11 protein-coding genes are annotated in these 13,593 nt (G+C 73.5%); 9 read left to right on the forward strand and 2 right to left on the reverse strand.

The genetic code is table 11. The features are described 5' to 3' along the window. Positions 1 to 36: 36 nt before the first annotated feature. Complete coding sequence (locus tag DY218_RS30120) at positions 37 to 741, reverse strand: FadR/GntR family transcriptional regulator (protein ID WP_128559339.1); 705 nt, start codon at positions 739 to 741, stop codon at positions 37 to 39. Positions 742 to 940: 199 nt separating this feature from the next. Between DY218_RS30120 and DY218_RS30125 the strand changes: the two genes are divergently transcribed. From DY218_RS30125 to DY218_RS30135, 3 genes are read left to right on the forward strand one after another with little or no spacing between them, the layout of a single operon-like run. After that, the gene (locus tag DY218_RS30125) at positions 941 to 2,290 is read left to right on the forward strand and encodes an SLC13 family permease (protein WP_128559340.1); all 1,350 of its coding nucleotides are present in this window, start codon (positions 941 to 943) and stop codon (positions 2,288 to 2,290) included. Between the two features lie 57 nt (positions 2,291 to 2,347). Next, positions 2,348 to 3,847, forward strand: coding sequence for an acyl-CoA synthetase (locus DY218_RS30130; protein ID WP_233521969.1), 1,500 nt, complete (start codon positions 2,348 to 2,350; stop codon positions 3,845 to 3,847). Beyond that, a complete protein-coding gene (locus DY218_RS30135) occupies positions 3,840 to 5,201 on the forward strand; it encodes a carboxyl transferase domain-containing protein (protein ID WP_128559342.1) in 1,362 nt (453 codons plus the stop codon). The genes DY218_RS30130 and DY218_RS30135 overlap by 8 nt, the downstream gene beginning before the upstream one ends. A 390-nt stretch (positions 5,202 to 5,591) precedes the next feature. On the opposite strand, the gene DY218_RS30140 is transcribed toward DY218_RS30135, so the two are convergent. After that, positions 5,592 to 6,881 (reverse strand): MFS transporter, encoded by a 1,290-nt coding sequence (locus DY218_RS30140; protein ID WP_407703704.1) that lies wholly within the window; start codon positions 6,879 to 6,881, stop codon positions 5,592 to 5,594. Between the two features lie 201 nt (positions 6,882 to 7,082). Here DY218_RS30140 and mreB point away from each other — a divergent pair, with 201 nt between their 5' ends. The 6 genes from mreB to DY218_RS30170 all read left to right on the forward strand — a co-directional run bounded on the left by mreB (position 7,083) and on the right by DY218_RS30170 (position 13,590). Beyond that, positions 7,083 to 8,120 carry a rod shape-determining protein gene (gene mreB, locus DY218_RS30145; protein WP_128559344.1) on the forward strand — a complete coding sequence of 346 codons (1,038 nt, stop codon included), beginning with the start codon at positions 7,083 to 7,085 and terminating at the stop codon, positions 8,118 to 8,120. 13 nt (positions 8,121 to 8,133) lie between these two features. Further along, a complete protein-coding gene (locus tag DY218_RS30150) occupies positions 8,134 to 8,391 on the forward strand; it encodes a CBU_0592 family membrane protein (protein WP_128559345.1) in 258 nt (85 codons plus the stop codon). Continuing rightward, positions 8,388 to 9,947 (forward strand): sensor histidine kinase, encoded by a 1,560-nt coding sequence (locus tag DY218_RS30155; RefSeq protein ID WP_128559346.1) that lies wholly within the window; start codon positions 8,388 to 8,390, stop codon positions 9,945 to 9,947. Before DY218_RS30150 ends, DY218_RS30155 begins: the two co-directional genes overlap by 4 nt. Positions 9,948 to 10,078: 131 nt before the next feature. Then, positions 10,079 to 11,179, forward strand: coding sequence for a DNA glycosylase AlkZ-like family protein (locus DY218_RS30160; protein WP_128559347.1), 1,101 nt, complete (start codon positions 10,079 to 10,081; stop codon positions 11,177 to 11,179). 244 nt (positions 11,180 to 11,423) lie between these two features. Further along, entirely contained in the window at positions 11,424 to 13,058 is a 1,635-nt protein-coding gene (locus DY218_RS30165; RefSeq protein ID WP_128559349.1) for a SulP family inorganic anion transporter, read from the forward strand. A gap of 169 nt (positions 13,059 to 13,227) precedes the next feature. After that, positions 13,228 to 13,590: an ArsR/SmtB family transcription factor gene (locus tag DY218_RS30170; RefSeq protein ID WP_128559348.1), complete on the forward strand. Its 363-nt coding sequence runs from the start codon at positions 13,228 to 13,230 to the stop codon at positions 13,588 to 13,590. Positions 13,591 to 13,593 lie beyond the last annotated feature (3 nt).

Genomic DNA, 13,593 nt, shown 5'->3' on the forward strand with positions numbered 1-13,593 from the left:
GGTGGCGTCACTGCAGGCCGGGCTACGCCCCGGGGCTCACCCCGCCTCGGGATCCCAGTCCAGGAGGCGGACCTTGGCGACCGTGCGGACATGGCGGCGCATGGCTGCCGCCGCGCCGCGGGCGTTGCGCTCTTCGATCGCGTCCAGGATCGCGCCGTGCTGGGCGAGGGAGCGGGCGGGGCGGCCCGGCTGGCGCAGTGACTCGTTGCGGCTCTCGGTGATCTGGTCCGCGATGGACCGCATGAACTCCGCGAGCAGCGAGCTGTGCGCGGCCTCGGTCACGGCGCGGTGGAAGAGGCGGTCGCCGTCGACTCCGTGGCCGCCGCCCTCGATGTCGTCGGCCATCACATCGAGCGCGGCCCGCATCGCTTCCAGGTCCTCGTCCGTACGGCGCTCCGCGGCGAGTTCGGCCAGCTTGGTCTCGAGTGCTTCGCGGGCCTCCAGTACGTCGGGGAGTCTGCGCCGGCGCTCCACAAGGCGTTCGACCGGCTCCGCGTCGAGGCTGTCGCGGACCAGATAGCTGCCGCCGCCGTGCCGCACCTCGACCAGGCCCTGCACCTCGAGGACCACGATGGCCTGCTTGACCGAGGCCCTGGACACGCCCAGGCGCTGGGCCAGTTCGCGCTCGGGGGGCAGCCGGTCGCCGGCGCCGAGTCCGCCCTCGGCGACGTATGCCCGCAGTCGGTCGAGCACCTGCTCGTACAGCCTGGTCCTGCCCATCGGACGCAGTGCGTCGCTCACGCCCTCCCCCTCCCCGCGGCACCTCGGCCGGCACCGACCTTAGCAGCGGAGACCCGGCGATCGGACCAGTGGCTGAGCCAATTCTCGCGCAAACCCTTGACGCAGGGAGCCTCGCCCTCGACGCTGTGACGCGCCAACAGGCCGAGTGGCTCAGCCACTTCACCACCTTCCGGGGACGCCCAAGGGACGGGAGCCCACGATGCCCGCCGAACTGATCTCCATCCTTGTGCTGGCGGTGGTCTTCGTGATCGCCACCACCCGCTCCATCAATATGGGCGCGCTCGCGTTCGCCGCCGCCTTCGGGGTGGGCGAACTGGTCGCGGACCTGGACGCCGACGGCATCTTCGCCGGCTTCCCCGGGGACCTCTTCGTGGTCCTGGTCGGCGTCACCTACCTCTTTGCCATCGCCCGCGCGAACGGCACCACGGACTGGCTGGTGCACGCCTCGATCCGCCTGGTGGGCGGCCGGATCGCGCTGATCCCCTGGGTGATGTTCGTGATCACCGGGGCGCTCACCGCGATCGGTGCGGTCAGTCCCGCCGCGGTGGCGATCGTCGCGCCGATCGCCCTGAGCTTCGCGGCGCGTTACGGCATCAGCCCGCTCCTGATGGGCGCGATGGTGGTGCACGGTGCTCAGGGCGGCGGCTTCTCGCCGATCAGCATCTACGGGTCGATCGTGAACGGCATCGTGGAGCGCGAGGACCTGCCGGGCAACGAGATGTTCCTGTTCCTCTCCTCGCTCGTGGTGAACCTGCTGATCGCCGGCGTGGTGTTCGTCCTGTTCGGCGGACTCAAGCTGTCCGGACGGAGCAGCGTGACGGCGGCGGCCGCGGTCGGGGGCGGTACGGGCGAGGCCGGTACGGCCAAGGGCGGTCCGGGCAAGAGCGCAGCCGCCGGCGGGGGTTCGGCAGAGGGCAGTTCGGGGAAGGACGGGACGCCCGCCGGATCGCCCCTGGACGCCCCGGTCGTGGCCACCCTCGCCGCGCTGATCGCCCTGGTCGTCGCCGTACTCGCCTTCGACCTCGACGCGGGCCTGAGCGCGATCACCCTGGCCGTGCTCCTGAGCGCGTTCTGGCCCGAGACGAGCCGCCGGGCCGTGGGCGAGATCGCCTGGCCCACCGTGCTGCTGATCTGCGGCGTCCTCACCTACGTCGGTGTGCTCGAGGAGATGGGCACCATCAAGTGGGCCGGCGAGGGCGTCGGCAACATCGGTGTACCGCTGCTCGCCGCCGTGCTGCTCTGCTACATCGGCGCGATCATCTCGGCCTTCGCCTCCTCCGTGGGCATCATGGGCGCGCTGATCCCGCTGGCCGTGCCGTTCCTGGCGCAGGGCGAGATCGGGGCGGTCGGGATGATCGCGGCGCTCGCGATCTCCGCCACGGTGGTGGACGTGAGCCCGTTCTCCACGAACGGCGCGCTGGTGCTCGCCGCCGCCGAGGACGTGGACCGGGAGCGCTTCTTCCGGCAACTCATGGTGTACGGAGGCGTGGTGGTGGCCGTGGTCCCGGCGGTGGTCTGGCTCGCCCTGGTGGTCCCGGGCATCGGCTGACCGGCTGCGACGATGGGAAGCACGACGAGACGACGGCGAACGTCAGGAGACCACAGCGTGAGCGAACCGACCCCCGACCTCTTCCCCGCCCTCCGCCCGGACCACGACCGCCCGGCCCTGGCCTTCGGCGACCGCACCCTGACATACGGGCAACTGGCCCGGGTGGCCGGGGCGTTGACCGGGGAGCTGCGGTCCGCCCGCCGGGTCGCCCTGTGGGCGACACCGACCCTGGAGACCGCCGTGGGCGTGGTCGTCGCGCTCGAAGCCGGCGTCCCCGTGGTGCCGCTGAACCCGAAGATCGGTGCGGGCGAGCTGCGGCACGTCCGCACCGACAGCGCCCCCGATCTCGTACTCGCCGCGCAGGACGACCGACTGCCGCCCGCTCTCGACGAGTTGCCGCGAGTGACGATCCGCACGGACCCCGACCGGGTGCCGTCCCGCGCACCGGTCCCGGTCGAGCGGCCCGCCGCCGACGCCCCCGCCTTCGTCGTCTACACCTCCGGCACCACCGGACCGCCCAAGGGTGCCGTGCTGCCCCGCCGGGCGGTCTCCTCGACGCTTGACGCCCTGGAGGACGCCTGGCAGTGGACGGCGGACGACGTCCTGGTGCACGGCCTGCCGCTGTTCCATGTGCACGGACTGATCCTGGGCATCCTCGGACCACTGCGCCGCGGCGGTTCCGTACGGCACCTGGGCCGGTTCTCGACCGAGGGCGTGACCCGGGAGCTGGCGAGCGGCGGGACGATGCTGTTCGGGGTGCCGACGATGTACCACCGCATCGCCGAGTCGCTCGCCGGCGACCCCGGTCTGGCGAAGGCGCTCGCAGGGGCCCGGCTCCTGGTGTCCGGCTCGGCCGCGCTCCCGGTGCACGACCACGAGCGGATCGCGGCTGCGACCGGCCGCCGGGTGATCGAGCGGTACGGGATGACCGAGACGCTGATGAACACCAGTGTCCGGGCGGACGGCCCGCCCGGCACCGGGACGGTGGGCGTACCGCTGCGCGGTGTCGAGCTGCGTCTCGTGGAGGAGTCCGGCGAGCCCGTCACCGACCCGGACGGGATCGGCGAGATCGAGGTGCGCGGCCCGAATCTGTTCACGGAGTATCTGAACCGGCCGGACGCGACGGCCGCGGCGTTCACCGCGGACGGCTGGTTCCGCACGGGAGACATGGCGGTCGTGGACGCCGACGGCGCGGTCCGTATCGTCGGCCGCAAGGCCACCGACCTGATCAAGAGCGGCGGCTACAAGATCGGCGCGGGCGAGATCGAGAACGCCCTGCTCGACCACCCGGACGTACGGGAGGCCGCGGTGACGGGCGAGCCGGACGCGGACCTCGGCGAGCGGATCGTCGCCTGGATCGTGCCGGCCGACCCGGCGGACCCGCCGTCGCACACCCGCCTGGCGGACCATGTGGCGGCCCAACTCGCCCCGCACAAGCGGCCGCGCGAGGTGCGGCTGCTCGACGCACTGCCCCGCAACGACATGGGCAAGATCATGAAGCGCCGCCTCACCGACCGCGCAGCGGCCGCCACGGGGGACGGCACCGCCCATGACTGAGCGCTGGACCGCGCGGGAGGCACTCTCCGCCGTCACCGACCGTTTCGACGAACTCCCGCACAAAGACGCCGAGTTCAAGGGCGACGGGCCGATCGACTGGCAGGGCTACGGCGTGGCGCGGGCCCGCGCGGCCGGACGGACCGGCGAGGCGGAGTCGGTGATCCCGGGCACCGCACGGATCGACGGCTGCGAAACCGTGCTCATCGCCTTCGAGTTCGGCTTCCTGGGCGGTTCGCTCGGCGAGCGGACCGGGGACCGGATCGAGGCCGCCTACGAGCACGCCCGCGCCCACCGGCTGCCGGTCGTGTCGCTGCTCGCCACGGGCGGCAGCCGGATGCAGGAGGGCATGCGCGCACTGACCCAACTCCAGCGCGTGGCACGGCAGTCGGCGCTGCACCGGGCCGCGGGACTCGCGCAGATCGCCGTCCTGCGCGACCCGGCCACCGGCGGCGGCTGGGCCACCCTCGGCGCGGGCGCGGACCTCACCCTGGCACTCCCCGGAGCACAGATCGGCTTCGCCGGATCCCGGGTGCGGCCGGCGGGCGCGGACCCGTGGGCGTACTCCGCCGAGGGGCAGCTGGCCGCGGGCGCGATCGACGCGGTGGTGCCGGCGGCCCGGTTGCGCCGCGCGCTCGGTTCCCGACTGCGGCTGCTCACGGGCGGCGATCCGGCCGGCTCCCCCGATCCCGTACCGCCGCCGCGCGCCCTGGGCCGCACGGACACCGCCGGTACGGGCCGGGACGCGGTCCGGCGGGCCCGGGATCCCGAACGGCCCCGCGCCCGGGCGTATCTCGCGGACTGGCTCGAGGAGCGGGTGGAGGTGCGCGGCGACCGCTGCGGCGGCGTCGACGCAGGGATGGTGTGCGGCTTCGGGCTGCACGCGGGGCGGCCGGTCGCGTACGCGGCACAGTGCGGCACGGCGACCAGGCCCGCGGGCTTCCGTACGGCGGCCCGGCTGATCCGGCTCGCCGGGCGGCTCGGCATCCCGGTGCTGACCCTGATCGACACCCCGGGCGCCGCGAACGACGCGGAGGCCGAGCGGGCGGGCGCGGGCGCGGCGATCGCCGAAGCGTTCGCCGCGGTGGCCGAGTCACCGGTGCCGGTCACCTCGCTCGTGGTCGGCGAGGGCGGTTCGGGCGGGGCGCTGGCGCTCGCGGCGCCCGGCAACACCTGGGCCACTCCGGACAGTTACTTCTCCGTGATCGCCCCGGAGGCCGCCGCGGCCATCCTCAAACGGGACCCGGGTGACGCGGACGCCACCGCGGACCAGCTGCGCCTGCGGCCGCAGGACCTGGTGGATCTGGGAGTCGTCCGCGCAGTGGTGGGCAACTCCCTTACGCAGCACTCCTGGTGACTGCCGGTCAGGCTCTGCGTACGAACATCCCGGGCGAACACCGGCTCAGGTGTTCCCTGGAACAGGTGATCGTCGCTCCTTCGATTGCCCGGGACCCGTGTGACCAACGATGCTTACGGTGCGCAAGCAACGGGCTGCAGACCGTATTTGGCGCATGTCCCACACAAGCATCACGTGCACCCGCCGGCGCCGCAGAAGCTGGTACCGGAGCCACGGGTCACGGGTAACACAAGGAGAAAGCACCAGATGAACTTCCTCACCGACCTCCTCGCCGGCGTCGTCCACTTCGTCGGCTGGCTGGTCTGACCGAAGTCCCGCAGCGGCGCCGTCTCCCCTCGTCCCACGGGGAGGCGGCGCCGCCGCTCTGTGTCAGGGGCGGTCCGGAGCCGCTCAGGCCTCCGGGGACCGCGCGTCGTAATGGGCGAATCGGCGCCACTTGAGGGCGAGCAGTCCGACTGCGATCACGCATGCGACGCCGCCGCCCGTGATGGCGAGCTGGGGCGAGGTGAGGTCCGCGACCGCGCCGGCCGTGAAGTCCCCGAGGCGGGGGCCGCCCGCGACCACCACGATGAAGACGCCCTGGAGCCGGCCCCGCATGTCGTCGGGGGTGGCCGCCTGCAGCATCGTCGAGCGGAACACCATGGAGACGGTGTCCGAGCAGCCGGCGAGGGCGAGGAACAGCATGCCGAGCCAGAGGTTGCGGGTGAGGCCGAAGACGGCGATGGCCGTGCCCCAGGAGGCGACGGCGAGCAGGATCGCCAGTCCGTGCCGCCGGATCCGGCCCAGCCAGCCGGAGAACACGCTGCCGAGCAGCGCACCGATCGCGGGCGCGGCGACCAGCAGGCCGGTGGTCTTCGCGTCACCGCCGAACCACAGCACCGCGACCGCCGGGAACAGCGCCCGTGGATGCGCGAGCACCATCGCGCACATGTCGGTGAAGAAGGTCATCCGGAGGTTCGGCCGAGTGGCGAGGAAGCGCAGTCCGTCCAGGACGGAGGCGCGTTTCGTGCCGGCGCCCTCCGCCCGGTCCGGCTTCATGGAGGGCAGCCGGTACATGGCGTAGAGGGAGGCGCTGAAGGCGGCGGCGTCGATCAGGTACGCGGCCTGGTAGCCCCAGAAGCCGACGAGGAGACCGCCGAGCATCGGGCCGAACATGGTGCCGGCGGTGGTGGTGACGGAGGAGAGGGCGTTGGCCGCGGGCAGCTGCTCGGGCGGCAGCAGCCGCGGGATCATCGACAGTCGGGCCGGGTGGTTGAGCGCCGCACAGACCGCCTGCAGGGCGACGATCGAGTAGAGCAGCCACACCCGGTGGAATCCGGCGAGCGCGGCCGCTGCGAGCACGAAGGACAGCAGGCACAGCCCGGCGGCGCTGGCCAGTCCGAGGGTGCGGCGGTCCACGGTGTCCGCGATGGCGCCGCCGTACAGACCGAAGCCCACCAGCGGTACGAGCGAGAAGAGACCGACGAGGCCGACGGAGAACGCCGAGCCGGTGATGTCGTACACCTGCAGGGAGATCGCCAGGGCGGTCATGGCCTGCCCGAGCCAGGAGACGGTCTGCCCGACCCACAGACGCCGGTAGTCCACCGAGGTGCGCAACGGCGTCAGATCGGCGAGGATCCTCTGCCGCCCCTGACCTATGTCTGCGGATCCGTCCTGGTCGACCCCGGTCTTCTTGCGCACACGGGATGGTAACTCCGGCGGCCGGCGGGACGGCCGGCATTTTCCGGTGGGCGGTGACCACCGGCGCCCAGCGGAATCACCCGTCCGGCGGCACCCCGCCCGGCGCATCCCAGCGCGCGGTCTCCGACCGGCCGCCACAGGATGCGAGAAGGGCCGTCGTCCGGCGGCCGCACACGGTCAGTGCTCTCGGGAGGATCCGCCATGACCGCAAGCCTCGACCAGTTGCGGCGCTGCCACGTCGGCGTCGACCTGGGCGCCGCGCGTACCCGCGTGTTCGTCAAGGGTGCGGGACTCGTCGTGGACGAGCCGAGCGTCGCGGCCATCAACACCAGGACCGGGTCCCTGATCGCCGTCGGCGAGTTCGCCGAGCGGATGACGGGCCGTACGCCGAGCTACATCAGGGTGGTGCGGCCGGTGTCCGGCGGCACCGTGGTGGACATCGACATGGCGCAGCGGATGCTGAGCCATCTGCTCGACGACAAGCTGCGCCGCACGCTGCGCCGCAAGCCGCGGCTGCGGGCCGCCGCCTGCACCCCGCACGACGCGGATCCGCTGGCGCAGCGGGCGACCACCGAGACGCTGATCGGGCTCGGCGCCCGGCGGGTGGAGCTGGTGGACACCCTGATCGCGGCGGCGGTCGGCTGCGGGCTTCCGGTGGAGCGCCCGGAGGCGACCATGATCCTGGTGTGCGGGGCGGCGACCACACAGGTCGCGGTGCTGTCCATGGGGGCGATCGTCACGGCGGTACGGATCCCGGTGGGCGGCGACGCCATCGATCACGCGATCGTCCAACTCCTGCGCCACCAGCACGAGTTGATGCTGCCGAGCCAGTCCGTGCGGCCACTGCAGCTGGCGCTGAGCGGGAACGGTCTGACCGCGCGCGGACCGGAGTCCACCGAGATCCACGGCCGTGATGTGGCGACCGGCCTCGCCCGCTCCGTGCAGGTGCGTACGGCGTCGGTGCGCGAGGCCATCCACACACCGCTCACGACCGTGCTCGACGGGATCGGCAAGGTGCTGCGGGACTGCCCGCCCGACCTGGTCGCGGACCTGGCGGACCGCGGGATCATGATGGTCGGCGGCAGCGCACTGCTTCCCGGCCTGGACCAGATGCTCCGGGACGCCACCGGCATGCCGGTGCACATCGCGGAGCGGCCCGACGTCTGCTCGGTGCTCGGCCTCGGGGCGATGCTCGAGGGCTGTATCCAGCCGATGCAGCTGGATCTGCTTGGCAGTTGAACCGGGAGCCATCGTGTCGATCTCCGTGCAGCTGGCCGGCGCCGTCCTGATCCTCGGGGCGTTCGTGCTCGCCCAGGCGGGCCGGATGCCCTTCGGGTCCGCCGGGCATCTGTGGCTCAATTTCGTGGGCTCCTCGCTCCTGGTGATCGACGCGGTGGCGGGCGGCCAGTGGGGCTTCCTGCTGCTCGAGGGCGCCTGGGGTCTGTATGCGCTGCTCGGCCTGGTCAGCTGGGCCCGCGGCAGGCCGGTGACCGGGCAGGAGGTCGCGTGACCGAGGGCCGGCCCCGGCGGCTTCCGCTGCTCGTGGACGCCGTGCTCAGCGTCGGTACGGATCTCGAACTGCGGGTCACGCTGCAGCAGTTGGTGGATTCCGCGACGCGACTCACGGGGGCGGCGTACGGAGCGCTCGGGGTGGTGGGTGCGGAGCCGGGCGGGCGGGTCACCGAGCTGTTCACGGCGGGCATCGACGAGCGGGCGCGGGAGCGGATCGGGCGGCTGCCGGACGGCCACTCCGGGGTGATCGGTGAACTCCTCGCCCATCCACGGCCGTTGCGGACCGACGATGTGACCGGCCACCCGCTCTCCTCGGGGCTGCCGCCGAACCATCCGCCGGTGCACAGCTTCCTCGGAGTTCCGGTGCTGGTCGGCGAGGATGTTTTCGGCAATCTGTATGTGGCTCAGAAGCAGGGCGGTCCGTTCACCGGAGAGGACGAGCAGCTCCTGAGGGTGCTCGCCGCGCAGGCCGGTATCGCGATCGACAACGCCCGGCTGTACGAGACGGCCCGGCAGCGGGAGCGCTGGATCTCGGGCACGGCGGCGGTCACCACGGCTCTGCTGTCCGGCGGCGGCCCGGACGCGGCGCTGACCGTGGTCGCCGAGCAGGCCCGGCAGCTCGCGGAGGCCTGCGCCGGGGTGATCCTGCAGCCCACCGACGAGGGCGGCATGGAGATCGTGGCCGCCTCCACTCAGGAGGACCCGGGGTCCCTGATCGGTACCACGATCACTCCGGGCAGTCCGGTGCTGGAGCAACTCCTCGGCGGGGAAGCGGTGTTCGTGACGGACTCGGCCACCGATGCGCGGATGACCACGCCGGTGAGCGAGCGGTTCGGGCCGAGCATGCTGCTGCCGCTGCAGAGCGGCGGCCGGCTCATCGGCACCCTCGCGCTGCCCCGGGTGCGCGGCGACCGCGACTACACACCGGTGGAGCGGCAGCTCGCCGGCCAGTTCACCTCGCAGGCCGCGCTCGCCCTGGTGCTCGCCGACGCGCGGCGCAGCCGGCGGCGGCTCGCGGTGTACGAGGACCGCGACCGCATCGCCCGCGATCTGCACGATCTGGTCATCCAGCACCTGTTCGCCACCGGGATGATGCTGGAGTCCGCCCGCCGCAGGGCCGAGGTGCCCGCGGTCGGGCAGGCGCTGGAACGGGCCGTGGAGGAACTGGAGTCGACGGTCCAGGAGGTCCGCACCACGATCTTCGCGCTGCAGCAGCCGCCGTCGGACTCCCCGGCCGGGCTGCGTGACCGGGTGCTGCGGGAGGCGGCGACGGCGGCCGCCCTGGTCGGCTTCCAGCCGTCGGTGCAGTTCGCGGGCCCGGTGGACAGCCGGGTCGGACGGCGGGCCGGGCGGGGGCTGCTGCTCGCGCTGCGCAGGGCCCTGACCGCGGCGACCCGGCGCGCCCAGGTGTCCCGGATCGACGTCCGGGTCGACGCGGACGCCCGATCGACCGACGGCGCGGCGGCCGTACGTCTGACGGTGTACGACGACGGCGAACCGGCCGGGGACGCGGAGGGCACCGGCACCACGGTGACCTGGGAGTCCCCGCTGTAGCCCCGGCGCGGCGGGCCGACCACCGTCCGCCCCGGGCCAGTTGGCCGCCCGGTACCGTATCGCCACCGCGCCACCGCGCCACCGCGCCTGAACCACGATCAGCCGGCACCACGACGAAGGGACGCCACCCGATGAGCAGCAGGCCCCGCCCCGAGGTGACGCGCGAGCAGATCCTTGCGCACCGTGTCGCCGCACAGGGCCTGGACCGCGCGTCGACCACCCCGGACGTACTGGCGCTCGGCGTGCAGGACACCCCGAACGGCTCGGCCCGCCTCGCCTTCGCCGCACGCGGGGTCGCGCCCGACGAGGTGCCGGGCGGCCTCGACCGGGTGTGGTCGTTCCGTGGTGCTCCGCACATCCACCGGCGGAACGATCTGCGGGCGCTCGCGGCCGCGCTGTGGCCGGTGTCGGACGCGGATGCCACGGCGCGGCTCGCCAGTGTGCAGCTCAAGCGGGGCTCGGCGCTCGGGGTCGAGGCGTTCGCCGTCACCGCGCGGGCGTTCCGTGACGTGGTGACGACGCCGATGCCGAAGGGCGAGGTGAGCACCGCGGTCTCGGCGGCCGTGCCCGAGGTGCTGACGTTCTGGTGCGAGCCGTGCGGGGCGCGGCACATCTCGGGTCAGCTCTTCCAGCAGGCGGGGCTGTTCGCCGCGCTCGAGGTCGGGGTGACGGGGCGGCAGACGGTGCTCGCGCCGCTGCACGACCGCTTCCCGGTGCCCGTGGCGGCGGCGGGCACCAGTGAGCTGGTACGGCGGCTGCTCGGGTTCCTCGGTCCGGCGGCTCCGGCGGAGGTGGCCGCGCTGCTCGGCACGAAGCCGGCCGTGGTGGAGTCGCTGTGGCCGGACGGTCTGGCGGAGGTGGCGGTGGACGGCCGGCGGGCCTGGCTCCCGGAGGGCTCGCTCGCCGGCCTGCGCACCGCCGAACCGGGTTCCCTGGTACGCCTGTTGCCGCCGGGCGACCCGTTTCTGCAGGCGCGTGACCGCGCGCTGCTGCTGCCCGATCCCGCGCACCGCAAGGAGCTGTGGCGGCCCGTGTCGGCGCCCGGCGCGCTGCTGGTGGGGGCGGAGATCGCCGGCACCTGGCGGGTGAAGGCGGCGGGCCGCCGTGCGGCGGTGACGGTCGCGCCGTTCGCACCGCTGCGGGCCCGGGTCCGCAAGGCCCTGGAGGCGGAGGCGGCCACGGTCGCGGAGGCCCGCGGTGCGACGGGGGCGACGCTGGACATCGCCTCGTAGCGCGCGCCCCTCTCCCCCGGCAGCACGCGCGCCTCGCTCTTCCCCTTCCTCCAGGTCACCAGCTCGGCAATTGCTAAATTTCGCAACTCAATACATGCTGTGAGGGCTGTGCCCGCAGGTAGCCGCGGGCACAGCACTTCGCCGTCGGGGAGCATGTGGGGGATTCGTCCAGGTGAACGCTCTGATCGACCGGTACTGGAAGCCGGTACGCGCCCTGCTGCCCGCCCGGGCCGACTACACCGCCATGGCCCGGGACCCGCGCCGCGATCTGCTCGCCGGACTGACCGTGGCCGTCGTCGCGCTGCCGCTGGCCCTCGGCTTCGGCGTCTCCTCGGGTCTGGGCGCCGAGGCCGGACTCGCCACCGCCGTCGTCGCGGGCGCACTCGCGGCGCTGTTCGGCGGCTCGAATCTGCAGGTCTCCGGGCCCACCGGTGCGATGACGGTGGTCCTGGTGCCGATCGTCGCCCAGTACGGGCCCGGCGGGGTGCTCACCGTGGGGCTGCTCGCCGGGCTGATGCTGATCGCCCTCGCCCTGCTGCGCGCCGGCAAGTACATGCGCTACGTGCCCGCCCCCGTCGTCGAGGGCTTCACCCTCGGCATCGCGTGTGTGATCGGGCTGCAGCAGGTGCCGAACGCTCTCGGGGTGCCGGTACCGGAGGGCGACCGGGTTCTGGTGGTCACCTGGCGGGCGGTCGAGGAGTTCGCCCGGGCCCCGCACTGGACCGCGCCGGTCCTGGCGATCGCGGTGGCGGGCGCCGTGCTCGTCGGTGGGCGGTGGCGGCCCACCCTTCCGTTCTCCATCCTCACGGTCGCCGCGGCGACCGTGGCGACCTGGGCGTTCGATCTGGACGCGGCGTCCATCGGAGAGCTGCCCGCCGGGCTGCCCGCGCCCTCGCTCGGCTTCCTCGAGCCCGCCGCGGTGCCCTCGCTGCTCGCGCCGGCGCTCGCGGTCGCGGCGCTCGCCGCGCTCGAGTCCCTCCTCTCGGCGACCGTCGCGGACGGGATGACCGTGGACCAGCGGCACGACCCGGACCGCGAGCTGTTCGGGCAGGGCATCGCCAATCTGGCGGCTCCCCTGTTCGGCGGCGTGCCCGCGACCGCCGCCATCGCCCGTACCGCCGTGAACGTCCGCACCGGCGCCCGCTCCCGGCTCGCCGCTCTCACGCACGCGGTGGTCCTCGCCGCGGTGGTCTTCGCCGCGGCACCCCTGGTGTCCCGGATTCCGCTCGCCGCGCTCGCCGGCGTGCTGCTCGCCACGGCGGTACGGATGGTCGAGGTCGCCTCGCTGCGGGCCACCGCCCGCGCCACCCGTTCCGACGGTCTGATCCTCGTGCTCACCGCCGTGGCCACCCTCGCGCTCGACCTGGTGTACGCCGTGATCATCGGCCTGGTCGTCGCGGGTGCCCTGGCGCTGCGCGCGGTCGCCCGGCACGCCCGGCTCGACCGGGTCGACTTCACCCCGCACCTGGACGACTCGCACAGCGACGAGGAACGCGCGCTGCTCGCCGAGCACATCGTCGCCTACCGCATCGACGGACCGGTGTTCTTCGCCGGGGCGCACCGCTTCCTGCTTGAACTCGCCGAGGTCGCCGACGTCCGGGTGGTGATTCTGCGGATGTCCCGGGTCACCACCATGGACGCGACCGGCGCGCTCGCCCTCAAGGACGCGGTGCACCGGCTCAACCGGCGCGGCATCGTCGTACACAGCTCCGGGGTGCGCCCCGAGCACCGGCAGGTGCTTGAATCCACCGGTGCGCTGGAGCTGCTGCGGCTGCACGGCAGGGAGTACGCCTCCACGCCGGAGGCGATCGCCGGGGCCCGGCGCCACCTGGAGGGCGAAGGGCTGCTGGCCGCCGCCCGGGAGCGGTCGGGGCAGTGAGGCGCCCGCGCCGCGGCGGCCCGTTCCGCCCTCCCGGGGTCGGCAGCGTGCCCGCCGGGAGCGAGGATGGGGGCATGGCACGGAAATCCGGGTACGCGCGCGGCACGGCCCACGAGTGGCGGCGGCGCGGCGCGCGGCCGGCGAGCGGACGGTCCGGGAGGGCGTTCCGGTGAGCACACCGCTGTACCAACTCAAGGCCGAGTTCTTCAAGACACTGGGTCACCCGGCGCGCATCCGGGTCCTGGAACTGCTCAGCGAGCGCGAGCACTCGGTCGGCGAGATGCTCCCCGAGGTCGGCATCGAACCGGCCCATCTCTCCCAGCAGTTGGCCGTGCTGCGCCGGGCGAACCTGGTGGTGACCCGCAAGCAGGGTTCGACGGTGTACTACTCGCTGACCAGCTCGCAGGTCGCCGAGCTCCTGAAGGTGGCCCGCACCATCCTCTCCGGGGTGCTGACCGGCCAGGCGGAGCTGCTCGCCGACCTGCGCGCGGCCGAGCCCGGACCGGCGGCCCGCGGCGGGAAGCGGGCGTAGGAC

The organism is Streptomyces triticagri (assembly GCF_003429565.1).
In the GTDB taxonomy this organism is placed as follows: Bacteria; Actinomycetota; Actinomycetes; order Streptomycetales; family Streptomycetaceae; genus Streptomyces; species Streptomyces triticagri.

Excerpts from the sequence above, each read along its gene's own strand:
- mreB (WP_128559344.1), top strand. The coding sequence starts at position 7,083 with ATGACCGCAAGCCTCGACCAGTTGCGGCGCTGCCACGTCGGCGTCGAC.
- DY218_RS30165 (WP_128559349.1), top strand. The coding sequence starts at position 11,424 with ATGGCCCGGGACCCGCGCCGCGATCTGCTCGCCGGACTGACCGTGGCC.
- DY218_RS30125 (WP_128559340.1), top strand. The coding sequence starts at position 941 with ATGCCCGCCGAACTGATCTCCATCCTTGTGCTGGCGGTGGTCTTCGTG.
- DY218_RS30135 (WP_128559342.1), top strand. The coding sequence starts at position 3,840 with ATGACTGAGCGCTGGACCGCGCGGGAGGCACTCTCCGCCGTCACCGAC.
- DY218_RS30160 (WP_128559347.1), top strand. The coding sequence starts at position 10,079 with ATGAGCAGCAGGCCCCGCCCCGAGGTGACGCGCGAGCAGATCCTTGCG.